Annotated in this window: 24 protein-coding genes; 7 read left to right on the top strand and 17 right to left on the bottom strand. The window is 58.6% G+C overall.

From position 1 onward, the window contains the following. Positions 1-84: 84 nt before the first annotated feature. The 10 genes from tmk to MSNKSG1_RS07860 all read right to left on the bottom strand — a co-directional run bounded on the left by tmk (position 85) and on the right by MSNKSG1_RS07860 (position 8,035). On the bottom strand, positions 85-717 hold the full coding sequence (gene tmk, locus MSNKSG1_RS07815) for a dTMP kinase (RefSeq protein WP_008938709.1): 633 nt from the start codon (positions 715-717) through the stop codon (positions 85-87). Further along, on the bottom strand, positions 714-1,784 hold the full coding sequence (gene mltG, locus MSNKSG1_RS07820; RefSeq protein ID WP_008938710.1) for an endolytic transglycosylase MltG: 1,071 nt from the start codon (positions 1,782-1,784) through the stop codon (positions 714-716). The genes tmk and mltG overlap by 4 nt, the downstream gene beginning before the upstream one ends. A gap of 5 nt (positions 1,785-1,789) precedes the next feature. Beyond that, positions 1,790-2,608 carry an aminotransferase class IV gene (locus tag MSNKSG1_RS07825; protein ID WP_008938711.1) on the bottom strand — a complete coding sequence of 273 codons (819 nt, stop codon included), beginning with the start codon at positions 2,606-2,608 and terminating at the stop codon, positions 1,790-1,792. A 7-nt stretch (positions 2,609-2,615) separates the two neighbouring features. After that, the gene (gene fabF / locus MSNKSG1_RS07830) at positions 2,616-3,863 is read right to left on the bottom strand and encodes a beta-ketoacyl-ACP synthase II (protein ID WP_008938712.1); all 1,248 of its coding nucleotides are present in this window, start codon (positions 3,861-3,863) and stop codon (positions 2,616-2,618) included. Positions 3,864-3,993: 130 nt separating this feature from the next. Further along, positions 3,994-4,227 carry an acyl carrier protein gene (gene acpP / locus MSNKSG1_RS07835; protein WP_008938713.1) on the bottom strand — a complete coding sequence of 78 codons (234 nt, stop codon included), beginning with the start codon at positions 4,225-4,227 and terminating at the stop codon, positions 3,994-3,996. 133 nt (positions 4,228-4,360) lie between these two features. Next, complete coding sequence (fabG, locus tag MSNKSG1_RS07840) at positions 4,361-5,104, bottom strand: 3-oxoacyl-ACP reductase FabG (protein WP_008938714.1); 744 nt, start codon at positions 5,102-5,104, stop codon at positions 4,361-4,363. A 20-nt stretch (positions 5,105-5,124) separates the two neighbouring features. Beyond that, positions 5,125-6,063, bottom strand: coding sequence for an ACP S-malonyltransferase (gene fabD, locus MSNKSG1_RS07845; protein ID WP_040886716.1), 939 nt, complete (start codon positions 6,061-6,063; stop codon positions 5,125-5,127). Between the two features lie 110 nt (positions 6,064-6,173). Further along, a complete protein-coding gene (plsX, locus tag MSNKSG1_RS07850) occupies positions 6,174-7,175 on the bottom strand; it encodes a phosphate acyltransferase PlsX (RefSeq protein WP_040886808.1) in 1,002 nt (333 codons plus the stop codon). A gap of 43 nt (positions 7,176-7,218) precedes the next feature. Continuing rightward, positions 7,219-7,398: a 50S ribosomal protein L32 gene (gene rpmF / locus MSNKSG1_RS07855; RefSeq protein ID WP_008938717.1), complete on the bottom strand. Its 180-nt coding sequence runs from the start codon at positions 7,396-7,398 to the stop codon at positions 7,219-7,221. Positions 7,399-7,480: 82 nt separating this feature from the next. Next, complete coding sequence (locus tag MSNKSG1_RS07860; protein WP_008938718.1) at positions 7,481-8,035, bottom strand: YceD family protein; 555 nt, start codon at positions 8,033-8,035, stop codon at positions 7,481-7,483. Between the two features lie 108 nt (positions 8,036-8,143). Between MSNKSG1_RS07860 and MSNKSG1_RS07865 the strand changes: the two genes are divergently transcribed. Further along, the gene (locus MSNKSG1_RS07865; RefSeq protein ID WP_008938719.1) at positions 8,144-8,737 is read left to right on the top strand and encodes a Maf family protein; all 594 of its coding nucleotides are present in this window, start codon (positions 8,144-8,146) and stop codon (positions 8,735-8,737) included. A gap of 10 nt (positions 8,738-8,747) precedes the next feature. On the opposite strand, the gene MSNKSG1_RS07870 is transcribed toward MSNKSG1_RS07865, so the two are convergent. Genes MSNKSG1_RS07870 through rluC form a run of 3 tightly spaced genes read right to left on the bottom strand, consistent with a single transcriptional unit; the run spans position 8,748 to position 11,509 of the window. Further along, positions 8,748-9,788, bottom strand: a complete 1,041-nt coding sequence (locus tag MSNKSG1_RS07870; RefSeq protein WP_008938720.1) for a S49 family peptidase — start codon at positions 9,786-9,788, stop codon at positions 8,748-8,750. A gap of 12 nt (positions 9,789-9,800) precedes the next feature. Next, a complete protein-coding gene (locus MSNKSG1_RS07875; protein WP_008938721.1) occupies positions 9,801-10,448 on the bottom strand; it encodes an HAD family hydrolase in 648 nt (215 codons plus the stop codon). Next, entirely contained in the window at positions 10,445-11,509 is a 1,065-nt protein-coding gene (gene rluC, locus MSNKSG1_RS07880) for a 23S rRNA pseudouridine(955/2504/2580) synthase RluC (RefSeq protein ID WP_083871005.1), read from the bottom strand. The genes MSNKSG1_RS07875 and rluC overlap by 4 nt, the downstream gene beginning before the upstream one ends. Positions 11,510-12,105: 596 nt before the next feature. Between rluC and rne the strand changes: the two genes are divergently transcribed. Next, positions 12,106-15,267 (top strand): ribonuclease E, encoded by a 3,162-nt coding sequence (rne, locus tag MSNKSG1_RS07885; protein WP_040886717.1) that lies wholly within the window; start codon positions 12,106-12,108, stop codon positions 15,265-15,267. 3 nt (positions 15,268-15,270) lie between these two features. Then, positions 15,271-15,813 carry a YecA/YgfB family protein gene (locus tag MSNKSG1_RS07890; RefSeq protein WP_008938724.1) on the top strand — a complete coding sequence of 181 codons (543 nt, stop codon included), beginning with the start codon at positions 15,271-15,273 and terminating at the stop codon, positions 15,811-15,813. Here MSNKSG1_RS07890 and MSNKSG1_RS07895 read toward each other — a convergent pair. Continuing rightward, positions 15,798-16,691 (bottom strand): PHP domain-containing protein, encoded by an 894-nt coding sequence (locus tag MSNKSG1_RS07895; protein WP_051067770.1) that lies wholly within the window; start codon positions 16,689-16,691, stop codon positions 15,798-15,800. The genes MSNKSG1_RS07890 and MSNKSG1_RS07895 overlap by 16 nt on opposite strands. A gap of 120 nt (positions 16,692-16,811) precedes the next feature. On the opposite strand from MSNKSG1_RS07895, the gene MSNKSG1_RS07900 reads away from it, so the two are divergent. The 3 genes from MSNKSG1_RS07900 (at position 16,812) to MSNKSG1_RS07910 (ending at position 18,192) form a co-directional block, all read left to right on the top strand. Then, entirely contained in the window at positions 16,812-17,111 is a 300-nt protein-coding gene (locus tag MSNKSG1_RS07900; RefSeq protein ID WP_008938726.1) for a YciI family protein, read from the top strand. A 118-nt stretch (positions 17,112-17,229) separates the two neighbouring features. Further along, positions 17,230-17,898: a TIGR04211 family SH3 domain-containing protein gene (locus tag MSNKSG1_RS07905; protein WP_008938727.1), complete on the top strand. Its 669-nt coding sequence runs from the start codon at positions 17,230-17,232 to the stop codon at positions 17,896-17,898. A 3-nt stretch (positions 17,899-17,901) separates the two neighbouring features. Further along, positions 17,902-18,192, top strand: coding sequence for a PilZ domain-containing protein (locus tag MSNKSG1_RS07910; RefSeq protein ID WP_008938728.1), 291 nt, complete (start codon positions 17,902-17,904; stop codon positions 18,190-18,192). Between the two features lie 55 nt (positions 18,193-18,247). Here MSNKSG1_RS07910 and rraA read toward each other — a convergent pair whose 3' ends face one another. Together rraA and ppsA are read right to left on the bottom strand one after the other, a co-directional pair. After that, entirely contained in the window at positions 18,248-18,742 is a 495-nt protein-coding gene (rraA, locus tag MSNKSG1_RS07915; protein WP_008938729.1) for a ribonuclease E activity regulator RraA, read from the bottom strand. A 15-nt stretch (positions 18,743-18,757) separates the two neighbouring features. Further along, positions 18,758-21,130 (bottom strand): phosphoenolpyruvate synthase, encoded by a 2,373-nt coding sequence (gene ppsA, locus MSNKSG1_RS07920; protein WP_008938730.1) that lies wholly within the window; start codon positions 21,128-21,130, stop codon positions 18,758-18,760. Positions 21,131-21,309: 179 nt separating this feature from the next. Here ppsA and ppsR point away from each other — a divergent pair, with 179 nt between their 5' ends. Further along, a complete protein-coding gene (gene ppsR, locus MSNKSG1_RS07925) occupies positions 21,310-22,125 on the top strand; it encodes a posphoenolpyruvate synthetase regulatory kinase/phosphorylase PpsR (RefSeq protein ID WP_008938731.1) in 816 nt (271 codons plus the stop codon). A 66-nt stretch (positions 22,126-22,191) separates the two neighbouring features. Here the strand turns inward: ppsR and MSNKSG1_RS07930 are convergent, their stop codons facing one another. After that, positions 22,192-25,116: an insulinase family protein gene (locus MSNKSG1_RS07930; RefSeq protein WP_008938732.1), complete on the bottom strand. Its 2,925-nt coding sequence runs from the start codon at positions 25,114-25,116 to the stop codon at positions 22,192-22,194. Positions 25,117-25,152: the final 36 nt, after the last annotated feature.

Genomic DNA, 25,152 nt, shown 5'->3' on the forward strand with positions numbered 1-25,152 from the left:
TGAGAATGTCACTCAATTAAAGCAGATATGCCTGAAAAGTGCACGGAACCGGGCGTTAGCTACCCTAATTATCCCAAAAAGGCTTCAACGCTCACGCGCCACAATAGCCCGGACAATCTGCGAAACATCCGCGGTAACCTCAGAGAGATTCCTTGAAGCGTCAACAATGTGAAAACGGTGCGGCGCTTCAAGCGCCCGTTCGAGATAGGTGTTTCGGATGCGTTCAAAAAACGCCGTGACTTCCTGCTCGAACCGATCGAGATCGCCACGATGCCGGGCCCGCGCCATCCCGATCTCGACCGGAGCGTCCAGCAGCACAACATGATCGGGGCGAATATCTCCCTGCACCAGCGTTTCGAGCTGGGCAATCCGATCGCGGGACACGCCGCGACCGCCACCCTGATAGGCGAACGTCGCATCGGTAAAACGGTCACAAAGCACCCATTGGCCACGTTCCAGGGCAGGCAGAATCTGTCCGTAGAGGTGCTGTGCCCGCGCGGCAAACATCAGCAACAGTTCCGTCAACTCGTGAACCGGCTCGTCCCGGGGTGCCAGCAGAAGCTCGCGAATGGCTTCGGCCATCGGGGTCCCACCCGGCTCGCGGGTCACAATGACATCCACGCCCAAATCCCGAAGGATCTCGGCGGCATTTGCCAGCTGAGTGGATTTGCCAACCCCCTCGGTACCCTCAAACGTAATGAACCGACCTCGGGTCACGGGTTCTGCTCCTGAGCCTCTGTGCTGCTATTGGATTCTGATGGCGACGACCGGTAGTCGTCACGCCGATTCAACTGGAACTGACGAACCGCCTTCTGGTGCTCCGCGAGAGTCTCCGAAAATTTGTGCGTCCCATCGCCCCTGGCGACGAAATACAGCGCTTTACCACCGCCGGGATGCAGCGCTGCGTGGATCGCTTCCCGCCCCGGCAGCGCGATGGGCGTTGGAGGCAGTCCGTTGATTCGGTATGTGTTATAGGGGGTATAGGTCCGGAGGTCTTTTGAGCTGATTCGCCCCTTGTAGCGTTCCCCCATCCCGTAGATCACGGTCGGATCCGTCTGCAGACGCATACCCTTCTCGAGACGTCGGACAAACACGCCGGCAACATCATTGCGTTCTTCCGGTACACCGGTTTCACGCTCGACAATGGAAGCCATAATCAGTGCTTCATAGGGGGTTTTGTAGGGCAGCCCCTTCTCACGATTCGACCATTCCTCGGACAACACCGTCTTCATACGATCGAAGGCTCGCTGAAGAAGATCCAGATCCGATTCGTGGCTGGTAAACAGGTAGGTATCCGGGAAAAACCGGCCCTCCGGGTGCTCCCCCTCAGCGCCAACCGCCTTCATGATCTGCGCATCGGTCCAGTCGGCGGTTTTCTGCTTGAGGCGATGGGTACTGGCCAGCGCAGCCCTCATGTCCTGAAACGTCCAGCCTTCGATAAACTGGACACTCCACTGTTTGATCTTGCCATCCACCATGGCTGAGACCATATCAAGGGCCGACATACCGGAAGTGAACTCGTATTGGCCGGCCTTGATTCGGGCACGCTCGGGAAACAGACGACCGTATAGCCGCAGCCACAGGCTGTCTCCGACCAGCCCCTGATCCTCGAGATCCCGGGCTACCCGGGAGAAGGGCGAGCCGGCAGGCACATCGAACAGAACGGGCTCGTCCAGGGATACAGGCTGCTTGAGGGTTTTCAGGCCCTGGGACGCCCAGAGTGCGGTGCCTGCAACCACAAGCACGCCAACGCAAACAACGACGATGAAAAACTTCTTGAACAAACGACTTATTCCAGTGTTTGGAGCGGATCGCAGATTGTCGCAAGTCCGCCATCGACAGGCAAATCCTGCTCTGCCAGCCGACGGACCGGCACCACACCGAGCACGCTGTTGAGAAGATAAAAGCCACGGCAGCCGTTGCCCAGGACGTGCTCTGGCAAAATCGGAGATTCCGTTACCTGCTCTCCACGGGCCCGTAGTTGCTCAAGCACCCATTGCCGCATCACACCCGCCACCGCCAGATCGGCCAGAGGGGGCGTGAACCAACCGTCGTCCGAGGCCAACAGGAGATTGGTGCGTGAGCCCTCGACCAGCTCACCGCGGGCATTGGACTGGATGACTTCGAACAGCTCGCCCTGGATTTCCCGAGCCGCCATGACCTGCTCGAGACGGTTCAGCGATTTGATGCCGGCCAGCAAAGGGTTCACCGTCAGCGGGACCCGTGAAAAATCCGCCTCGACACCGGACAATTCGGGCGCAGATGGGGCCGGGCTCGCCTGGATGTGCAGATGGGGCTCCATGCCCGGTTGCGGACGATAGCCACGACCACCCGCGCCCCGCGTCAGAACCAGCTTGAGCACCCACGGCGCGGCCGCAGAGGCATCACCAAAGCGGTTCACTGCCTGGGAATAGGCCTCCTGAAGCTGCCTGCGAGTGATGGGGATCCCCAACCGTGCGGCATCACGGACCATGCGCTCCAGATGGCGCGCGGCCAGCGCCCCCTGCTGCCCCCGCATCAGGATGGTCTCGAACAGCCCGTCACCATAGGCGGCGCCACGGTCGCCCGCCGGAAGGCTGTCCTCACCCGCCCAGAAAATCCGAACCACGAGTGTCTCAGCTCTCGTAACGACTGAAAATCAGGGTGCCGTTGGTACCGCCAAAGCCGAAGGAGTTTGATAACGCGACCCGGAGATCGGCGTTGCGACTCTGATTGGCGACGAAGTCCAGGTCGCAGCCTTCATCCGGGTTGTCCAGGTTAATGGTCGGCGGCAACACGCCGTCCCGAACGGCCAACACGGAGAAGATCGCCTCCACGGCACCTGCAGCACCCAGCAAGTGTCCGGTCATTGATTTGGTGCTGCTGATCGCCAGTTTTGAGGCATGGCCACCGAACACCTGCTTCACGGCACTGACCTCGGCAACATCACCAACCTGGGTCGAGGTTCCATGAGCATTAATGTAATCAATTGCGGACGGCTCCAGTCCGGCGTCCCGGATGGCATTCGCCATTGACCGGGCCGCACCTTCGCCATCCTCAGGGGGTGCGGTAATGTGATGGGCATCGTCACTCATGCCGAACCCGATCACCTCACCGTAAATGGTGGCTCCACGCTTCCTGGCGTGCTCGAGATCCTCGAGAACCAGTACACCGGCGCCATCGCTCAGCACGAAACCATCCCGATCCCGATCCCACGGGCGGCTCGCCTTTTCCGGCTCGTCGTTTCTTGTCGACAGCGCGCGTGCCGCGGAAAAGGCCGCGACACCGGTCCGGGTAGTCGCCATTTCAGAACCCCCGGCCAGCATCACGTCTGCATCACCGTACGCGATGGTTCGGGCGGCATAACCGATGTTGTGCGTTCCGGTGGTGCAGGCTGTGACAATCGAAATATTCGGCCCACGGTAGCCAAACCGGATGGCCGTATTGCCCGCGACCATGTTGATCACCGAGGCGGGAACAAAGAACGGCGAGACCTTGCGGGGACCCGACTTCACCATCTGGATGACGTTCTTCTCGATGAATTCCAGCCCACCGATCCCGGAACCGATCGCAACGCCGACCCGATCCCGATCCAGCTGTTCAAACTGGTCCAGCCCGCTGTCTTCAACCGCCTGCTGTGCAGCAATCAACCCGTAGTGAATAAAGGCGTCCAGTTTTCGGGCGTCTTTGGGAGAAAGGTAGGTATTCAGGTCGAGATCCTTCACTGATCCGCCGATCCGGGTGTTGTACTCGGACGCGTCGAAGCGATCGATCATGCCAATTCCGCTGCGTCCGGCCTTGATCGCCGCCCAGGAAGCCTGCACGTCGTTACCCACCGGTGAGAGCATGCCCATGCCTGTGATGACAACCCGTCGCTTAGTCATATCCCCTTACACCTGATCCTTGTCTGTATTGATAGCTTGCCGATTGAACCTGATATTCAGCCAATAAAAAAGCCGTCCCTCGATCTTTCACAAGGACGGCTTTTTGCCTGGCTTACTTAATCGCAGAGTATCAGGTGTGCGCGACGATGTAGTCGATCGCGTCCTGAACAGTGCCCAGCTTTTCGGCTTCTTCGTCAGGAATCTCGGTTTCGAATTCCTCTTCCAGGGCCATAACCAGCTCAACAGTGTCCAGTGAGTCAGCGCCAAGATCCTCTACAAAAGAAGATGTGTTCTGAACTTCGGACTCTTTAACGCCCAACTGTTCACAAACGATCTTCTTCACGCGCTCTTCAACTGTACTCATAATGTCCTCACTTTGTGTGTCAACCAAGCAACTCAAGTGCTGCCAGTTTAGATTAAACCCTACCTGCAAACAAGCAGGGACTCATTCAAACATGTTGCGCAACAAGGCGTTGCGCACGAGCCCCGAATCGGGCTCACCCCATGTACATTCCGCCGTTTACGTGAATGGTTTCTCCAGTCACGTATCCAGCCGCATCCGACGCCAGGAAGGCGACCACCGCCGCAACTTCCTCGGGCTTGCCCAGACGACCCGTGGGTATGATTTCCAGCATAGCCTCACGTTGCTTGTCGTCCAGTTTTTTGGTCATATCCGTGTCAATGAATCCCGGCGCAACGCAGTTGGCCGTAATTCCGCGGTTGGACATTTCCTTGGCCAGGCTCCGGGTAAAACCCTCAACCCCCGCCTTCGCGGCGCAGTAATTGCCCTGACCGGGATTGCCCATGCCCGCAACCACGGAGCTGACATTGATCACCCGGCCCCATCTGGCCTTGGCCATGCCTCGCAATACCGCCTTACTGGTGCGGTAAACGCTGGAGAGATTGGTTTCAATGACCGATGACCAGTCATCTTCTTTCAGCCGCATGAGCAGGTTATCGCGGGTAATACCGGCATTATTCACCAGAATCAGCGGAGCGCCGGATTTCTCCGTCAGCTCTTTGAGACCCGTCTCGATACTGTCCGGATCTGCCACATTCATGACGATGCCATAGCCTTTCAGCCCGGCGTCGGCCAGTGTCCGGGAAATGGTCTCCGCACCCTCGCTACTGGTCGCCGTCCCCACAACCTCGGCGCCCTGCTCTGCAAGGGCCAACGCGATGGCCTTTCCGATTCCACGGGTAGCACCGGTAACCAGCGCCACCTTACCTTCCAATGACATGAAAGACTCCTTTCGTCGCTTCAGGACCGGCCAATGGCTTCGATCGCCTTCGCCAATCCATCCGGTTGTTCAATTCCGTAGACGGTCAGACTACGCTCGATTCGTTTGATCAGCCCCGCCAGGACCTTGCCGGTGCCGCATTCGACAGCGACTTCCACGCCTTCAGACACGAGGGTGCGGACGGAATCCGTCCAGAGTACCGGTGAATACAGCTGCTTGAGCAGATTCGCCTTGAGGGTATCCGCCGAAGTCTCGACCGAGGCATGAACATTCTGAACCACCGGGATGACGGCATCGTTAAACCGCACCTCGTTCAGCGCCTCAGCCAACTCTTCGGCGGCACCTTTCATCAATGCGCAATGGGACGGCACACTGACCGGCAGCGGCATTGCCTTGCGCGCACCCGCTTCCTTACAGGCTTCGATTGCCCGATCCACAGCAGCCGCGGCACCGGCAATCACCACCTGGCCCGGGGCGTTGAAATTCACCGCGGAGACGACCTCGCCCTGGGCCGCAGCCTCACAGGCGGCAATCACATCGGAATCGTCCAGGCCCAGAATCGCAGCCATCTTGCCTTCGCCGGCAGGCACTGCATCCTGCATGAGCTCGCCGCGCAGACGAACCAGCTTGACCGCCTCGATAAAATCGAGGCTTTCAGCCGCGACCAGTGCGCTGTACTCACCCAGGCTATGGCCGGCGACGAAATCGGGTGCCCGACCGCCTTCGACCATCCACTGCCGCCACAACGCAACACTGGCGGTCAGCAGAGCAGGCTGGGTTACTGTGGTCTGATTGAGTTCATCGGCTGGACCGTTCTGACACAGGTGCCAGAGGTCATAACCCAGCACATTCGACGCTTCAGCGAACGTTTTGTTGATGATGGGCCAGGTCTCGGCGGCGTCTTTGAGCATTCCCACCGACTGGGCCCCTTGTCCGGGGAAAATAAATGCTGATTTCATAGGGCGAATCTTATCGTCATTGAAGGGTTGCGGGAGATTAGCCAATAGTACAACTCTGGCCGATTATCCGCGAATAACCGGCCGAGGGACGACAGACTTTAGTCTCAGGCTCAGAGCATGAGGTCGTCGAGGCGCTCGTTAATTCGCCGCGGCACTTCCAGCTCGACTTCGGTGACGGCCTGACGAATGGCCGCAAGCATCGCCCGTTCGTTGGCGTTGCCATGGCTCTTTATGACGACACCCTGCAGACCCAGAAGGCTGGCACCGTTATGGCGTGAGGGGTCCATGAGCTGGAGAAGGCGGCCGATAATCGGACGCGCAAGCATTCCGACAAAACGACCATACAGATTCCTGGTAAACGCCTGCTCCATTAACTCAATGAGCAGGCCGGCGACACCCTCCCCGGTTTTCAGGGCGATGTTACCGACAAAACCATCGCACACGACGACATCCGCCACATCCCGAAACAGATCACTGCCTTCGACGTAACCGATGTAATTGATGGTCTCACACTGGGCCAGCATATGAGAGGCCAGTCGGACCTGCTCGTTGCCCTTGATCTCTTCCTCGCCCACGTTGAGCAACGCCACTCTCGGCTCCGTCTGATCACAAATGGCCGAGGCCATCAGCGACCCCATCAGCGCATACTGGTAGAGATTCTCGGCGGTTGAATCAACATTGGCCCCGAGATCCAGCACGTGGCAACGGCCTCGAAGTGACGGAATCAGCTTGGAAATGGCGGGCCGCTCGATACCGGGATACATCCGGATGATACTTCGCCCGAAAGCCATCAGGGCGCCGGTATTACCAGCACTGACACAACCCTGGGCCTCGCCGTCACGCACCAGACCCAGCGCAACAGCCATGGAGGAATTTTTCTTGTGCCGCAGGGCATGGGAAGGACGCTCGTTCATCCGAACCACATCCGCGGCTTCTACGACGCGAAGCCGGTCATGCCCTTCAGACAACAAAGCCTCGAGCTCACTCCGGATTCCCACCAGAATGATACTCAAGGCCTCGTTTTCACGCACCGCCCGCAGTGCCGCAGACACTACAATCGCAGGTCCGCGGTCACCGCTCATAGCGTCAATGGCAATGGTGACTGATTTCACCGTATCTCCATCCGACACTGGGCGGCGCCTGTCTGCGACGAAATTACTCGTCGCGTGCCTCAACTACCTGCTTGCCGCGGTAGAAGCCGTCCGGAGACACGTGATGGCGACGATGAACTTCACCGGTTGTGGAATCGGTAGACAGAGCTGCGGTGCTCAGCGCATCGTGAGAGCGACGCATACCGCGCTTGGAACGGGTCTTTCGGTTTTGCTGTACAGCCATGGTTTTGCTCCTGACCTGTTAACGTAATGAAAACGTGTGTTCGTCCTGGCACGCTGACTTCGAATGAAACGTCACGTACCGCTTAATGTTTTGTCTTCTTGAGATCCGCCAGAACGCTGAACGGGTTCTCTTTTGCCGGTGATTCATGCTCAACCGGACCGCCATCGGGCTCGTACGCCTCCAGGTCTTCCCGAGCCGGACACTCGTCCAGCCCATGCAATGGAAAAGGCGGCAATACCAGCAACAGCTCGTCCTCAACCATACTCCAGAGATCCGCATTGAAATCTTCCGTCAGGAAGGGTTCGAGATCCCGAGGCAACTGCTGCGCCTGTTCGTCCGTCGTGACCAGTCCGAGCACAAAATCCGAGGTTAACCTGACCGCCATCGGGCTCATGCAACGCTGGCATTCCAGATCCACCGTTGCGTCCAGCTTGCCGGAGACAATTCGACGGCGCTCGCTATCCTGGCTGAATGACAGCCTGACCTGGCAGCCGGCACCGTCCTCGAAACCAAGGACCGCTTCCCGGAAACGGGAAAGCCCGCTGAGTGGAACGAATCCCTCCAGCGTGGTTTTATGCTCCGCCAGCCGATAGGGATCGACAGACTTGGGCAACTCGGCGTTCGACGCTTTTGACATAGGCGCGCAATTTTAGGGCTGCGCCCCCGCTCTGTCAAAGACTTCGTTGGCATTTATAGTCGCGTTACCATAAAGGTAAGTGTATTCAACCATAAAAGGACCGTGGCAATGGCAACCCCCCTGGTACTGGCATCGTCTTCCCCTTACCGACGGAAACTACTGGAACAACTCGGCATTTCCTTCGAGACAGCCAGCCCGGACATCGACGAGACACCACAGGCCAACGAGACTGCGATGCAGCTTGCCCGTCGCCTGGCGGAAAGCAAGGCGGCAGCGCTGGTGGAAACGTATCCCGATGCCTGGATCATTGGATCCGACCAGGTCGCTTCACTGGAGGATGGCACACTGCTACACAAGCCCGGCGATCACGAGACGGCAATACGCCAGCTACGCCAGAGCAGCGGGCAATCGGTGATTTTCCTGACCGGGCTCTGCCTGCTGGACGCAGCAAGCGGAACCCGGCAAATCACCTGCGAACCGTTCACCGCCCATTTCCGGGAATTGACGGCGGAGGAGGTCGAACGGTACCTGAAGCGGGAACAGCCCTATGACTGTGCCGGCAGCTTCAAGATGGAGGGACTTGGCATCACACTTTTTGACCGGCTGGAGGGGCGCGACCCCAACAGCCTTATCGGCCTGCCCCTCATCGCACTGAATGAGATGCTCCGCAACTGGGGAAGAAACCCACTGATGGAGACGTAGCCCGCCGACATCAGTGGAGCTGGAGCCTCGACTCCAGCAACTGCCCGGCAAAACTTTCACCGAAAGCCACGCCAAGCTGCCCGACCAGATCCTCCAGGGCAGACTTCCGGTGACTGTAGTCGACCAGCTTCTCGGCACCGATCACTTCCCGGGCCACATAGGAGGCACTGCCCAGCCCGTCGATCAGCCCGAGATCCTTCGCCTGGTCACCACTCCACACCAGGCCGGTAAACAGCCGGGGATCGTCAGCCAACCGGTCACCTCTCCCAGCCTTCACCGCCGAAATGAACTGCTTGTGAGTGTTTTCAAGGACCGACTTCCAGAAGTCGACCTCCTCCGGCTTCTCGGGCGAGAAAGAGTCTAGAAACGCCTTGTTCTTGCCCGCGGTGTAAAGCCGTCGCTCTATGCCTAGCTTATCCATCAAACCAGTAAACCCGAAGCCTCCGGCAATGACGCCGATCGAACCGACCAGGCTGGCCCGATTGGCATAGATCTCATCAGCAGCGGATGCGATGTAATAAGCACCGGAAGCACCAATGTCGGAGATAACGGCATACAGTTTCTTCTCCGGGTATTGCTCACGCAGTCGCCGAATCTCGTCATACACATAGCCGGACTGAACCGGACTGCCACCGGGACTGTTAATCCTGAGCAGCACCGCCTTGGCACCCTCGTCCTCGAAGGCCGTTCTCAGCGAATCAATCAGGTTGTCCGCACTGGCAATTTCTTCCGCTCCGATTGGACCGCTCACATCGATCACGGCAGTATGCTCGCCCGCTGAGGCCTCAAGACCACTCATCAATGGCGTGCGGATCATGAACAAAATCGCGAACAGATATCCGAATGTCAGCAGCTTGAAAAAAATGCCCCATCGGCGGCTCCGGCGCTGTTCCGCCTGCAGCGACATGACAAGTTTTTCGATCAGCTTCCAGTCCCGCCCACTTTCGGGTGGCATCGCCGGACCCCGACCTGCACGACGGGAAGCCTTTCCCTCGCGCTCCACGGGTTCATCGCCCCACTCGGGCGGCTTGCCTTCATCCCAATCGCTCATGATAACTCCCTGCTACAGGCCCAACACATCACGAAGTTCCGCGACCGACTCCACAACCGCATGGGGCTGGTAGTCGCCCAGCACATCCCGCTTGTGAACACCCCATTCGACACCGATGGAGGGCATGCCGATCCGCCGCGCCATATCCAGATCATAACGAGTGTCGCCAATCATCACCGCCTCCGACGGGTCAACCCGGTAAAAATCCAGAATTTCCCGCAACATCAGGGGATCGGGCTTGGAACGGGTTTCATCCGCACAACGGGTGATATCAAAGTGAACGCCCAGCCCGCTGCTTTCCAGCGCACCCTCCAGACCCCGACGACTCTTGCCGGTCGCGACCGAACACCGGCGACCTGACTGCCGGAGGTCTCCCAGAACCTCGGCCATGCCGGAAAACACATTCTGCGGCGTGGTCACCTTGCTGAAAAAGTAGCCGGCGTACCCTTCGCGAATTGATTTCATCTCCTCCCGGGAAATGCCGGGATAGAGCTTCTCGAGCGCCTCGACCATGCCCAGGCCGATAATGTCCCGGTAGGCTTCCCGCTCAAGGGCTGGATACCCAAGATCCGTTGCCGCCTGATGGAGGCTGTCTGCAATGTGCTCGACGGAATCCACAAGCGTGCCATCCCAGTCGAAAATCACCACTTTCACATTCATACTGTCTGTCCTGCTTTACGCGACTCCAGGGTCCGGAGCACAAAATCAAACGCTTCGTCGTACGCCGCCTCGAGTCTGACCGAACGCTCTGTACCGGGCAACCGGAACTCCAGCGATCTGGCATGCAGCATAAGGCGCTGCCCACCCAGCGCACGGAAAGCCTTCATACTGGCATCGTCCATATACTTGTCATCCCCTGCAATTGGATGACCGGCCCAGGCCGCATGGACCCGTATCTGGTGGGTCCGACCGGTCACCGGAGAGGCCTCCACCAACGAATACCCCTGGTACCGGCTCAGACAACAAAAGGTGGTCAACGATGCCTTACCGGCGGCATCCACCCGGACTCGCCGCTCCCCATTGGGCATCTCATACCGCAACAGGGGCTGCTCGACCCTCCCGATCGCATCCGGCCAGTCACCGGACACCAACGCGTGGTAACACTTGCGGATTCGCTTGTGCCGCAACTCGTCCTGGAGAAAGCGCAGCGCAGACCGTTTCTTGGCCACCATCACCAGACCGGAGGTATCCCGATCGAGACGGTGCACCAACTCCAGAAACCGGCTATCAGGGCGCGATGCCCGAAGGACTTCGATCAAGCCGAAACTCAGGCCACTGCCACCATGGACGGCAATACCGGAGGGCTTGTTCACCACCAGCACCTGCTCGTCTTCGAAGACGACCGCCGCCTCCACCACCCCCTGAACGCGACTGCCCGGCTTGGGCGACTCCGGCTTTTCCTTGCGAACCACCGGCGGGACGCGAACCTGATCACCGGTATGGAGACGGGTATCCGGCCGTACCCTCCCCTTGTTCACCCGCACTTCGCCCTTGCGAATGATCCGGTAAACAATACTCTTGGGCACACCTCTCAGGCGCGCCATGAGAAAGTTGTCGATCCGCTGGTCGTGGTTATCTTCGTCGACGGTTACCCACTGAACGCCCTGCTTTACCGAACCTGCAGGCACGGAAGGCGGCGGAACGTCCCGCCGCTGCTTTGCCGAACGATCTGATCGGGACCGGTTTGACGATTGTCGCCTCTCGGCGGACTTGCGTGACATGAGATACCTTGTCGGCAGCGATGATTGGAGGATTGAACAGCCATCCCAATACTGTTATATTCCGGCGTGCTCTGTCGTTTGTCTACGGCCTGGCCGGTTCAAGCCAGAAGCCGGAGCGGCAGAAGTATACCGACACTATCAGAGAGTTTGAACGCCGGCATCCCGACAACTTTTGGGGTTTCGGCACCGAAAGAGCTCCCGATAATCCCCTGAAACGGACCGAAAGAGTACCGTTTGAGGCCTCGGGAGAGAGAAACCGTACGGAAAACCGACGGGCGACATCGCGAAGAATCAATGCCACGCAAGGCCGGGCCGTCCAGCTGACTAATACGACGTGAGACCCAGGCACCTGTGTGAACCAGATATTGGACAACATGCGTCAACAGATACCTACCCTAATCGACACTTCACTGCCCGCAGGCAGGCGAACCGTCGGCGGTGGTACCGATCCAACGGAATCGCACCCCATAAGGGTCTGATTCGGTCTGGCCGCCGGCTGCTTTCGATGTAACAGGCCGCGGCACGCACGTTTTGCTTCGCTGATGCGAACACCCCGGTTTTCTGTCAAAACCCAATGACAGGAATCCTTTCTTTCCATGAAAAGAATGCTAATCAATGCAACTCATCCCGAAGAGTTGCGCGTCGCCCTGGTAGACGGCCAGCGCCTGTTTGACCTGGACATCGAATCCAGCTCCCGCGAACAGAAAAAGGCCAACATCTACAAGGGCCGTATCACCCGCGTTGAACCCAGCCTGGAAGCCGCCTTTGTCGATTTTGGTGCCGAGAGGCACGGTTTCCTTCCGCTGAAAGAAATCTCCAAGGAATACTTCAAGAAGTCTCCCGGCCAGATCGAAGGCAAGATCAACATCAAGGATGTGGTTGCCGAAGGCCAGGAAGTCATCGTGCAGGTGGACAAGGAAGAACGGGGAAACAAGGGCGCAGCCCTCACCACGTTCATTTCCCTTGCCGGCCGCTACCTGGTGCTGATGCCAAACAACGCCCGTGCCGGTGGCATTTCACGCCGCATTGAGGGCGAGGAACGGGCTCAGCTCAAGGAAGCCATGAGCAACGTTCAGGTACCCAAGTCGATGGGCATCATTGTCCGCACTGCAGGAATCGGTCGCACCACCGAAGAACTCCAGTGGGACCTGGACTACCTCGTACAGTTCTGGGAAGCCATCACCCAGGCAGCCAGCGAGCGCAAGGCTCCGTTCCTGATTCACCAGGAAAGCAACGTCATCATCCGCGCGGTCCGGGACTACCTCCGGCAGGACATCGGTGAAGTACTGATCGACGCCGAGAACGTCTACGAAGACGTACTCAGCTTCGTCCGGGCCGTCATGCCGACATTCGAGAACAAGATCAAGCTGTACAAGGACGAAATCCCGCTGTTCAGCCGCTACCAGATTGAAGGCCAGATCGAGACCGCCTTCGAACGGGAAGTCAAACTCCCGTCCGGCGGTTCCATCGTCATCGACCCCACCGAAGCGCTGGTATCGATCGATATCAACTCCTCCCGCGCCACCAAGGGGCATGACATCGAAGAGACCGCGCTGCAGACCAACCTGGAGGCCGCCGAGGAAATTGCCCGTCAGCTTCGCCTCCGGGATATGGGGGGCCTGATCGTCATCGACTTTATCGACATGACGCCGGCCAAGCACCAGCGCGAAGTCGAGCAGAAAATGCGTGAAGCGCTGGAACTGGATCGAGCAAGAGTTCAGGTCGGCAAGATCTCCCGGTTCGGGCTTCTGGAAATGTCGCGCCAGCGTCTGCGGCCTTCCCTCGGCGAAACCCGGAGCGAAGTCTGCCCTCGCTGTGAAGGCCAGGGCACCATTCGGGGCATCGAGTCGCTGGCCCTGAGCATCATGCGACTGATCTATGAAGAATCGTCCAAGGAAAAAACCGGCGAAGTTCGAGCCGTTGTCCCCGTGTCTGTTGCGACGTTCCTGCTGAACGAGAAGCGCAAGCAACTCGCCGACATCGAAGCCCGACAGAACGTCTCTGTGGTCGTGGTTCCGGTTCCGCACATGGAAACGCCGCATTTTGAGATTATCCGGATGCGTCTGGATGAAGCGACGCCGGAGCACATCTCCAGCCATCAGGTGGCCCAGGAATACACGGTACGCGAAGAGGAAATTTTCGAAGCGCCAAGCGCCGATAAACCCGTCCGCGAGCAGGCCGCAGTGAAAGCCATTCGGCCCAGCGCTCCGGCACCTGCACCGGCTGCCAAAGCCGAGGACGCTGGTAACGGCGCTCAGGAAGAAGGTCTTTTCCGTCGCCTCGGACGCAAAATCGCCTGCTTCTTCAATGGCGAGGAAGATCAGACTGAACAGCAAACCCAGAACAGGCGCCCTACCCGGGAAGATCGCCGCAACCAGGGTCGGCAGGACCGCCGCAAATCCCGCGTAGCCCGGGAAGATCAGAACTCCGGCGACAAGCGCAGTGGTGCTGATCGTCGCCAGGGCGGCCAGCAGCAGTCGCGCAACGATGACAATCGCGGCCGGAACCGGGGTCGCAACCGGAACGATGACCAGAACCGCAGTGCACAGGGCCGCCAGGGTTCCGCTGACAAGTCGCAGGACAAGAGCAGCGACAACAGCCGGAAGGACAACAAAGGTCGCAGCCAGGGCCGCAACAAGCCATCACGGGACCAGAAGGATACCAGGGACCAGCAACAGGCGAAGGGCCAGGACCAGAAAGATCAGAAGGACCAGAAGGATCACAAAGGTCCGAAAGATCAGGGTGGCAAAGTAAACGGCTCCGAAGACAAGCGCCGCAAGCCCCGTCGCCAGAGAAATCGCGATGGTTCGCCGGCCGACGCGCCTTCGAGCACGCCAGCGGAACGGAAGTCCGCCCGGAGCGAAAAGCACCAGAAGGACACTCAGCCTGAGACAGCATCGGATAAAGGAACAGAAAAGGAAAAGGCGCCCGTAGCCGATTCGAAGGCACCGGAACCCAAGAAGGCCGCGTCCTCATCCAAACCTGATTCCGGAAAACCGGAGCAGAAAGCCCCGGAAACGGCGGCACCCGGCAAGGAATCACAAGCTGGTGAGAGCAAGGCTCGCACGGAGAATAAAGCGACCGGAACGAACAAGGAGCAGCCTGCCGGGTCGGAAAAGGCCCAAGCGGCCTCCGATGAAAAAGCGGGCCCTGAAACCGCCAAACAGGCCAAGGCACCGGAGAAAAGTGAATCAGCCCGGTCCGAAGCCCCGAAGTCCGAGAAGCCGAAGGATGCCAAGGCCGACCAGCCGATGAAGGCGGAGGAAAGCCCGAAGCCCGCGGAAAAACCGAACGCAAAGGCATCCGAAAGCAGCGAAAAGCCCGTCAGCAAGCCGACGGACGAACCTGCCAAGGCGAAATCCGTTGAATCTGAGGCCGGTGAACCCAAGCCGAAAGCGAAGACTGGTTCGCCCGACGCTGACACGGCAGCCAAGGTAACAGAAGCTGAGAAAAAACCGGCTTCCAAACCCGAGGAATCCAGCCAATCGTCTGTACAGGCAAACGCAGAGAAGGCCAACGAGAAGCCGGCGAAGGAAGAGTCCGCCGCGGCGCCTCAGCAGCCCTCGACTGCGCCAGCCACCCAGGAGCAGAAGGCCCCGGAACCCAAGTCGTCCGAGGCCCCCAGGATCATCCAGGGTGAAAGTGGCAAGCCCGAGCTGGACCTGCCGGTCACGCCCGGACGAGCCTACAATGATCCGAGAGAGGTACGCCGTCGGCAACGTGCCGCGGAAGAAGCCAAAAAGGCTGGGAGTAATTAATTAATGCTGTCCAATACCGAGATCGAAGCGCTGGAAGACATTCTGTTTGCGGAGCCCTGGGGGGATGATGCCCTGGATTTCTTTGGCCTGCACGGGGTTGTTTGCGCCAGCGTCGTCGGGCCGGTCGCTCTGGATACGCAAGCCATCTTCCGGCTGGCCACAGGCACCGACCAGGTGCCTGACCAGGGTATTCCGGAGGTGTTCGGGCGCTGCGTCACCAAACTGGCGGAAGAGCTGGCCCACTCTCTGGATATGGGACAGGCACTGGAACTCCCCGAGCCGGAAGACGGCGATCCGATGAACGCACTGGAAAACTGGTGTGCCGGCTTTGTCGACACCTTCCTTGAACACGAGGAGGATTGGGTCGAAGCAGCCAGCGAGGAGGAGACAGCAGACCTGCTGGTACCGATGCTGACCCTCTCCGGCCTGTTCGATGACGAGGACTTCCAGAAAGTCCGCAACAGCGAGAAGCTGTCACGTCAGATGGCGGACGCCATTCCGGACTCGGTGACCGACCTCTACCTCCTGTTTCACGCTCCGGACTGATCAAGTTCGGGCTCCACAGAAACAGGTGTTCTGAAATGATGCCAGACCGGCTCCAGCCGGTCTGGCATTTTCATGATATGACCCAACTCACACCAGGGTGCACCGGGAAAGTGGAAATCACTTCCCTGAGAGGCCCACAGCCCTTTCTGGAAACACAGGTCGGCGAGAAAACCGAGATCACCGCTGGACTGGCCGGACGTTACCACCTCGATGCCGCGACCACCCGCCTCCATAAAATCCCGCGTGAGGTCCCGCAGCTTGGTTGCTGTCAGCTTGTACTTTCGCGGATGCGCCAAAACAGCAATACCACCGGCCGCGACAATCCACTCCACCACCTCTTCCAGATCAGGCCAGTAGGAACGTACATCGCCTGGCTTGCCCGCACCAAGATATCGCTTGAACGCCTGTGCGGGATTGCGCACCACTCCGGCCTCAACCAGAACCTCGGCAAAATGCGGGCGACCGGGCACCTCTCCCCCCGCCTTCGCTGTGGCCCGGTCAAGCAAGCCGGAAACCCTGAGCCGACTGAGGCGCTCCTCAATCATTGCCGCCCGGGCCCAACGGTTCTCGGTCTGCTGATGAACACATGACTGGAACGCCCGTTCATCGGCATCAAAATCCAGGCCGACAATGTGAATCGTGCGTCCCTTCCAGAGACAGGACAGCTCGATCCCATTGATCAGAACCACAGACCTTTCGGCTGCGGCCGCCCTGGCCTCTTCAAGACCGCCCACAGTATCGTGATCCGTCAGCGCCAGGTGACTGACACCGCGCTCGCCAGCCCGGGCAACCAGCTCGCCTGGCGAGAGAGCGCCATCCGAGGCGGTACTATGGCAATGCAGATCAATGCACAAAGACGGGGGTTGCGGTATAGTCACGATAAATTCCGGATCGGTTGATAGGCGCAGTGCGCTAGCTCACTGCAGTCTATCAGCCTCGCCTCAATCTGTATTGTCCGGGAGCCTCTGCTGGCTCCCGAGCACTGATCGGAGAATACGATGTATTACGCTATCATCAGCGAAGATGTTGAAAACAGCCTGCCGTTTCGCAAAACGGCCCGAGCTGCACACCTTGAGCGACTTGAGGCCCTCAAGGCCGAAGGGCGATTGCTGATTGCCGGCCCTCATCCTGCGATTGACTCTCCGGATCCCGGCGAAGCCGGCTTTACGGGTAGCCTGGTGGTCGCCGAATTCGATTCCCTGGAGTCGGCTCAGGCATGGGCGGATCAGGATCCCTACGTCGAGGCAGGGGTTTACCAGAAAGTCACCGTAAAACCGTTCAAGCTGGTTTTGCCGTGACCTCTGTTGAATGAGCGTATTGTAATGGTGGCCAGCTTGATTGGCCGGTCATCTGTGACAAAATTGCGGCCTTAAAATCTGATCATCTTTTAATCGTCAAACGCAGGGAACGTAATCCGTGACGCCTTTTCGACTGCTCATTGGTCTGTTACTCATCATTACCAGCATTCAAGCCGCGCAAGCCCGGACTGTCTGGGTAGACGACAAGCTCTATCTCCCGGTGCGATCCGGAGCGGGAACCCAATACCGGATCATCGAGAACGCATTGCCCAGTGGCACCGCACTCGAAGTCCTCCAGGAAGGCGACGGGTACACCAAGGTCCGCACGCCGAAAGGCACTGAGGGCTGGGTTTCAAGCCAATACCTGAGCAATACGCCCATTGCAGCGGATCGCCTCAAGCAGGCCAACCGGCAGCTTGAACAGACCCGAAAAGAGCTTTCCCAGGCCAAGGAACAGCTGTCCAAAGTAACGGATGAGAGGGACAAGCTCGAAAGTGCCGAATCCAACCTGTCCGATCGGTCTCAGGAACTCCAGAAGGAACTCACGCGGATCAAGAAAGTGGCCGCGGATTCCATTAATCTGGACCGTCGGAACCGCGAGTTGAGCCAGGAAAACCAGAAACTTCGCAACGATCTGGAAGTGCTCACCGCTGAAAAGGAACGGCTTGAAGCCAGTAAAGAATCTGACTTCATGCTTCTGGGAGCCGGACTGGTTTTCGGTGGCGTACTCCTGGCCCTGATCATTCCGATGCTCAAACCGACAAGGAAAACCGACAACTGGGCATAAACGATGAAGGACTATTCGGAAAAGCGTGACTTCCACCGCATGCAGGTGAACAGCTCTATCGAGATCACGGACAGCTCCGGGAACACCATTACCGGAACCTGTCGTGACCTGAGCGCCACCGGGATGCAACTCTTCGTGCAACAACAGGTTGCCATCGGGGAGGAACTGAACACCGTTCTCAAGCCATCGAGCGATCAGTTCCCACCACTGGAGGCGATCTGCGAGGTGGTTCGCTGCGAACCGGAGGGAGACGGATTCCTTCTGGGCACGAATATCATCGAAGTGACCCGATAACAAAAAAGGCGGCCAGTTGGCCGCCTTTTTTGTTGGAGCGCGTCAGACCAGACGGTTACACCAACGGCTTTTCAGACACCACGATGCCGTTGTTGTCCGCGTAGACGTACTGTCCCGGGTAGAAGGTAACGCCATGGAAGGTTACCGGCACATTCAGATCGCCGATACCCCGCTTTTCGGTCTTCCGGGGAATCGTACCCAGAGCCTGAACGCCCAGCTCGGTCTGGCCAATCTCGTCCACATCGCGGATGCAACCGTAGATGATCAGGCCTGCCCAGCCGTTGCTGGCCGCCTTCTCAGCCAGCATATCACCGAGAAGCGCGTTACGGCGTGAAGCCCCACCGTCGACCACCATGACCCGCCCGTTTCCGGGCTGACCCACCTGTTCCTTCACCACAGAGTTGTCTTCAAAGCACTTGACGGTCACGATTTCACCGCCAAACGCCTTGATACCGCCATAGTTGTTGAAGCCGGGCTCAACCACCTGCACTTCCGGAAATTCGTCGCACAGGTCCGGGGTTACGATATCAGTCACTGCGTTACTCTCCATTTTCCTCAAGTGAATTCAGTCGATCTTCTCGTCAGCCAGGAAGAACCAGGTATCGAGGACCGAATCCGGGTTCAGGGACACAGAATCGATCCCGTGGTCCATCAGCCACTTCGCCAGATCCGGATGGTCAGACGGCCCCTGGCCACAGATACCGATGTACTTGTCAGCCTTCCGACACGCCTGAATGGCATTGGAAAGCAGGGCCTTGACCGCGTCATTCCGCTCATCAAAAAGGTGGGCAATGATACCGGAATCCCGATCCAGACCCAGGGTCAGCTGGGTCAGGTCATTGGAGCCGATGGAGAAGCCGTCGAAATGCTCAAGGAACTGGTCCGCCAGCAACGCATTGGCCGGAAGCTCACACATCATGATGACCCGAAGTCCGTTGTCGCCCCGCTTCAGGCCGTTTTCCGCCAGCAGATTCACCACCTGCTCGGCCTCGCCCACGGTCCGGACGAACGGCACCATCACCTCCACGTTGGTGAGGCCCATGTCGTTACGCACCTTCTTGAGGGCACGGCATTCGAGCTCGAAACAGTCGCGGAAGGTGTCGGAAATGTAGCGGGATGCGCCGCGGAAGCCCAGCATCGGGTTTTCCTCATCCGGCTCGTACAGGGTACCGCCAATCAGGTTGGCGTACTCGTTGGACTTGAAGTCCGACAGACGGACGATGACCTTCTTCGGCGCAAACGCTGCGGCCAGCGTGGAGATACCCTCCACCAGCTTGTCCACGTAGAAGTCGACCGGCGATGAGTAACCGGCAATCCGTTTTTCGACGGTTTGCTTGATGTCCCGTGGCAGCCCGTCGAAATTGAGCAGTGCCTTCGGGTGAACGCCAATCATCCGGTTGATGATGAATTCCAGACGGGCCAGGCCAACGCCCTCGTTCGGCAACGCCTGGAAATCAAACGCCCGGTCCGGGTTACCCACGTTCATCATGATCTTGAACGGGATGTTCGGCATTGAATCCACGGTGTTTTCACGCAGTTCGAAGTCCAGTGCGCCCTCGTAGATCATGCCGGTATCGCCCTCGGCGCAGGACACAGTGACCTGCTGGCCATCCTTCAGGATTTCGGTCGCATCACCGCAACCGACAACCGCCGGAATACCCAGTTCACGGGCAATAATGGCTGCGTGGCAGGTCCGGCCACCACGATCGGTCACAATCGCGGAAGCCCGCTTCATGACCGGCTCCCAATCCGGATCGGTCATGTCCGTCACCAGAACGTCACCGGGCTGCACCCGATCCATTTCGTTGATGCTGGTAATGATCTTGACCGGGCCGCTGCCGATCTTATGCCCGATACTCCGGCCTTCAACCAGAACCTTACCGGTCTCTTTCAGCAGGTAACGTTCCATAACGTTGGCGGAGGCACGGCTCTTCACCGTCTCCGGACGGGCCTGAACGATATAGATCCGGCCGTCATCACCGTCTTTCGCCCACTCGATATCCATCGGCCGGCCATAGTGTTTCTCGATGATCATCGCCTGCTTGGCCAGTTCTTCCACTTCCGCATCGGTAATGGAGAAACGGTCACGATCTTCGTGGGCAACCTTCACGGTCTCGACGAACTCGCCTTCATCCGGATTGGAATGATAGACCATCTTGATCGCCTTGCTGCCCAGATTGCGGCGTAGAACGGACGGGCGGCCCGCGGCCAGAGTCGGCTTGTGGACGTAGAATTCGTCCGGGTTGACCGCACCCTGGACAACGGTTTCACCGAGCCCGTAGGAAGCGGTAATGAACACCACGTCGCGGAATCCGGATTCTGTGTCCAGCGTGAACATTACGCCACTGGCGGCAGTTTCACTGCGCACCATCTTCTGGATACCGGCAGACAGTGCCACCAGCTTGTGATCAAATCCGTGATGCACCCGGTAGGAGATGGCGCGATCATTGAACAGTGAGGCAAATACCTCCTTGACCGAACGCCGCACCTGCTGCAGCCCGACCACATTCAGGAAAGTCTCCTGCTGGCCGGCAAACGAGGCATCCGGCAGATCCTCGGCGGTTGCGGATGACCGAACGGCCACGGCCATATGCTCGTTACCGTTCTGCAGCTTGGCGTAAGCCTCTTTGAGAGACTGGTCCAGAACCTCCGGGAAATCGGTGTCGATAATCCACTGACGAATCTGTGAGCCGACCCGGGCCAGCTCGTTCACGTCGTTTACATCAAGCTTGTCCAGCGCCTCGTCGATCTTGTCCTTGAGCCCGTCGGTGGCCAGAAACTCGCGATAGGCATGAGCCGTCGTGGCAAAACCACCAGGCACGGTAACACCGGCATTGGCGAGATTACTGATCATTTCGCCCAGAGAGGCATTCTTTCCGCCGACCCGGTCGACATCCGACATTCCGAGGTGGTCAAACCAGATGATGTAATCTTCCAAAGCACGTCTCCCTTGAGTCTGTGAAGCAAAGAGCATAACCGGTCCAGCGATATTCAGCGGCAAATGCGGGCAATATCCACTGCGGAGTCTCGAACTTGGCGTGTATGATACTTTAACCTGCGGAAATTACCTAGGGACCTTGCGGCCTCACCGGAAAATTTGAACTGGGATACAACAGCATGAAACGCACTGCCTTCTTTATATCCGACGGCACGGGCCTGACCGCGGAAGCGCTCGGTCACTCCCTTCTGGCCCAATTCGAGAAGATTGATTTCGAACGGGTCACGGTGCCCTACATCGACGATGAAGAGAAAGCCCGGGAGATGGTAACCCGCATCAACAAGGCCGCCGAAATCGACGGCGATCGCCCATTGGTCTTCGATACCATCGTGGACAGCCAGATCCGGGATATTATTTCCCGCGCCGACGGCTTCATGGTGGACATCTTCGGAACCTTCCTGAATCCGCTGGAGCAGGAACTGCAATCGTCATCGTCCTACAGTGTCGGCAAGAGTCATGCGATCAATCATTCCGGCAGCTATGAGCGCCGGATCAACGCCGTGAACTTCGCACTGGATAACGACGACGGGGCCAGGACCCGGTATTACGACGAGGCGGACCTGATTCTGATCGGGGCATCGCGCAGCGGCAAAACACCCACCTGCCTTTACCTTGCGTTGCAGTACGGTATCAAGGCCGCCAACTACCCCATTACCGAGGAAGACCTCGCCGATCAGCGGATGCCGGGCACGCTCAGACCCCATCGGGAAAAGCTGTTTGGCCTGACCATCGATCCGGAGCGTCTCGCAACCATCCGCAATGAGCGGCGGCCGAATTCCCGTTATTCATCGATTCAGCAGTGTATGCACGAAGTGGAAGAAATCGAACTGATGTACCGACGGGAACGGATTCCGTATCTGAACACCACTGCCTATTCGGTCGAGGAAATATCCACCCGTATCATGGTGACCACGGGCCTCAAACGCCACCGGTAAGGTACGCGTATTGAGCGGGACACGGGGTCAGAGGTCGATTGCCTCTGGCCCCGCTTTTCATCCGGCCTAGAGCTCCTGAATATCAAGCTCCAATGCTTCCACTCTGGCGCGGTTGTCGGTACTGGTCACTACTGCCGTGCTGGCCTGCCCGGGCTTGAGCCAGGTGTTGGCCACCCGCTTCAGATCGTCAAGCGTCACCGACAAAACACGCTCGCGGAACCTCGCGCGCTGCTCCGGTGTGCGACCGAACAATTTGTTGTGAAACGCATGCCGTGCTGCCCCAGCCGGAGAACGGGGCCGATCCAGTTGGCCGATAACGCCCAGGATGGACTCCTCCAGCTCCTGGTACTCGTGCTCGGTTTCCTGCAGCCAGTCGAGCGCCTTGTCGAAGTCCTCCAGCGTCTCGGCAAGTCGGGGGTCCCGATAGGAGAAGAACCGGAACACGCCGTTCACACTGTCCTGGCCGGCTCCACCGCCATAGGCACCGCCCTTTTCCCGGATCGCGCGATGCAGATAGCCGTTGCGCAGGAAACCACCCAACACCGTCAATGCCGCCGCATCCGGATGATCCACCGGCACGGTCCGGTAGGCCCGGGCGCAGAAGTTCACCTGAGTCGAGGTCAGCCAGGCTTCGCGGGTCGTGTAGTCCACCGGATCCATCTTCCAGGTTTCTTCACTTCCCTTCTGCTCGCCCTGCCAGCAGGATTTGAGATCGTCAACCATCGGGGCCAGCTCGGCCTCCTCACCAATAACCAGGAACTGCCGCTGCTGATTCCGGATCCTGTCGTGAAGTGCCGCCAGCTTATTGCAGAACGCTTCCAGCTCCGCGGGATCGTTCAGAGCGTCATCCAGCGTTTTGGTGCCCCGGATGCCAGCCAGGCCACCCAGCCGGTAAGCGAGCCATGCTCCAGCGCTCAGGCCCTGCGAAGCTGCCCCCATGGCCAGCGCATGACCACTGCCGGTGACCGCCTGGACGCGGCGCGCACGAATCTGGGCGATGATCTCCCGTATACGGCCGTGCTCGTCAAAACGCGCGCTGGTGTGGACATCATGAAGCAATCGGGTCAGTTGATTGCGGTTCCTTGCGAGCGCCTTGCCGCTGAAGATGATGTATCCGGACACAGCCTGGGTGTCGTCGATTCGACCCTTGGCGCTGAATGCGGCACTGATACCACCGGATTCCGCCGAAATTCGGTCCTGCATCTGGAGATAATCCAGATCGCCACACCCCACTTCCGATATCAGCGTCGTGTAGTAAGGCAGAATCAGCAGTTCTTCCTCGGAGAGTGCAGGAACCGGCAGTACAACCTGCTCGTACACCAACCCGTTCGTGCCCCGGGCGTAGACAGTAGCGGCAATGTCACCGTCGTACCGGCTCTCGGGTTCGGGCAGTTGCAGCGGCACGTCGGAAAGATCGACTTTGGGCAGGATGGAATCGTCATCCTTGCGCATCTGGCGTTCTTCAAGCGCCCGGGCCCGCGCCACAATCTGCCGGCTTTCTTCCTCCGACAGCGCCGCCTTGCGCTTCGCCAGCGCCTCCCGAATCGCCTGCTGACGACGGGATTCCAGTTTCTCGTCCGGGCGCAGGGTCAGGGTGACCCGATGCGGATTGTCCAGTAGTTTGCGGCGGACCAGATCCGGCACATATCCCGGGTCCTTGATTTTCTCACGCAGGGTCGCCAGCACCGGCTCCAGATCCAGCAATTCCACCGGATCGCCTCCGTGAACCATCGGCGCGATGGCGCTCATGATCAGCTGAAGGCCGTACGGGAACTGGTCCCCGGCGATTTCACGCTGATGCAACTCCAGCTGATGCAGAATCGCTTCCAGCCGCTCCTCGCTGACACCTTCGTCGGCCACCCGTTGCAGAGTGCTTTCAATGAGGGTTTCCAGCTCCTGTACCTTTTCCGGTTCGCTGCCCTCGATGCCGCAGACAAACGTCATCTCGCGGTTGGAATCTTCCAGTCCACACATTGGCGAAGGTGCGTGCCCGATATCTGTGGTTTCCAGCGCCCGCATCAGGGGTGAGGCACTGTTCTCGAGCAATACCGCCGACAGGAGCTGCCCTTCCATGTTTTCCAGAAGGTCAAAACTGTGGCCCAGCAACCAGCCCATCACGATGTGGGTCTTGCTCTCCGTTCCTTCGCCTTCATTGACGGCATAGCCCTGCTCGACCCGCACCGGAGAGAAAATCCGCTTTTCGTCCCGGACAGGCAGCTCGATGTCCAGCCGGTCGAACCGTTTCAGCGCCAGTTCTTCAAAACGTTCGTGATGTTCGTGGGCCGGAATATTGCCGTAGGTACAGAAAATGGCATTGCTGGGATGGTAGTGATGCCGATAGAAACGCACCAGATCGTCATAGGACAGATCAACAATATGGTCCGGCTCACCACCGCTGTTGTAATGGTAGGTGGTGGTCGGGAACAGGTTGCTGCTCAGGTTCTGCCAGAGCTGCGACGTCGGCGAACTCATGGCGCCTTTCATCTCGTTGTAGACAACACCGCGATAGACCAGATCGGTCGTCGGGTCCTCCGGTTTCTCGAATTCCAGCCGGTGTCCTTCCTGGGCAAAATCCAGCGGATCGAGTGATGAGAAAAAGACCGAATCAAGATAGACGGACAACAGGTTGTCGAAATCCTTCCGGTTCATGCTCGCAAACGGGTACGCCGTCCAGTCACTGCTGGTAAAGGCGTTCATGAAGGTGTTGAGCGAGCGGCGGATCATCATGAAGAACGGGTCCCGCACCGGGAACTTCTCACTGCCGCACAGAGCGGTGTGCTCGAGGATATGCGCCACACCGGTGGAGTCCATCGGGAAGGTACGCAGAGCCACGAAAAACACGTTTTCGTCATTATCTGCCGCAAGATGCAGGTGCCGCGCCCCTGTCTTTTTATGGCGATACTCCTCAACCTCAAGGTTCAGGGTGCCGATCCGGTGACTGCGGAGCTTCTCAAAGGCCGGATGCGTTGCGTTCTCGATCACTGCAGCCATTCAATCTATCCTGTCATTAAACAAATGGAGACTTGT

The sequence above is a fragment of the Marinobacter santoriniensis NKSG1 genome (genome assembly GCF_000347775.1).
Lineage (GTDB): Bacteria > Pseudomonadota > Gammaproteobacteria > Pseudomonadales > Oleiphilaceae > Marinobacter > Marinobacter santoriniensis.

Bases quoted from the DNA above. Each gene is read 5' to 3' on its own strand.
- fabF (WP_008938712.1), bottom strand. From the start codon at position 3,863: ATGACTAAGCGACGGGTTGTCATCACAGGCATGGGCATGCTCTCACCG.
- acpP (WP_008938713.1), bottom strand. From the start codon at position 4,227: ATGAGTACAGTTGAAGAGCGCGTGAAGAAGATCGTTTGTGAACAGTTG.
- fabG (WP_008938714.1), bottom strand. From the start codon at position 5,104: ATGTCATTGGAAGGTAAGGTGGCGCTGGTTACCGGTGCTACCCGTGGA.
- fabD (WP_040886716.1), bottom strand. From the start codon at position 6,063: ATGAAATCAGCATTTATTTTCCCCGGACAAGGGGCCCAGTCGGTGGGA.
- rpmF (WP_008938717.1), bottom strand. From the start codon at position 7,398: ATGGCTGTACAGCAAAACCGAAAGACCCGTTCCAAGCGCGGTATGCGT.
- MSNKSG1_RS07860 (WP_008938718.1), bottom strand. From the start codon at position 8,035: ATGTCAAAAGCGTCGAACGCCGAGTTGCCCAAGTCTGTCGATCCCTAT.
- MSNKSG1_RS07865 (WP_008938719.1), top strand. From the start codon at position 8,144: ATGGCAACCCCCCTGGTACTGGCATCGTCTTCCCCTTACCGACGGAAA.
- MSNKSG1_RS07870 (WP_008938720.1), bottom strand. From the start codon at position 9,788: ATGAGCGATTGGGATGAAGGCAAGCCGCCCGAGTGGGGCGATGAACCC.
- MSNKSG1_RS07875 (WP_008938721.1), bottom strand. From the start codon at position 10,448: ATGAATGTGAAAGTGGTGATTTTCGACTGGGATGGCACGCTTGTGGAT.
- rluC (WP_083871005.1), bottom strand. From the start codon at position 11,509: ATGTCACGCAAGTCCGCCGAGAGGCGACAATCGTCAAACCGGTCCCGA.
- rne (WP_040886717.1), top strand. From the start codon at position 12,106: ATGAAAAGAATGCTAATCAATGCAACTCATCCCGAAGAGTTGCGCGTC.
- MSNKSG1_RS07890 (WP_008938724.1), top strand. From the start codon at position 15,271: ATGCTGTCCAATACCGAGATCGAAGCGCTGGAAGACATTCTGTTTGCG.
- MSNKSG1_RS07900 (WP_008938726.1), top strand. From the start codon at position 16,812: ATGTATTACGCTATCATCAGCGAAGATGTTGAAAACAGCCTGCCGTTT.
- MSNKSG1_RS07910 (WP_008938728.1), top strand. From the start codon at position 17,902: ATGAAGGACTATTCGGAAAAGCGTGACTTCCACCGCATGCAGGTGAAC.
- rraA (WP_008938729.1), bottom strand. From the start codon at position 18,742: ATGGAGAGTAACGCAGTGACTGATATCGTAACCCCGGACCTGTGCGAC.
- ppsR (WP_008938731.1), top strand. From the start codon at position 21,310: ATGAAACGCACTGCCTTCTTTATATCCGACGGCACGGGCCTGACCGCG.
- MSNKSG1_RS07930 (WP_008938732.1), bottom strand. From the start codon at position 25,116: ATGGCTGCAGTGATCGAGAACGCAACGCATCCGGCCTTTGAGAAGCTC.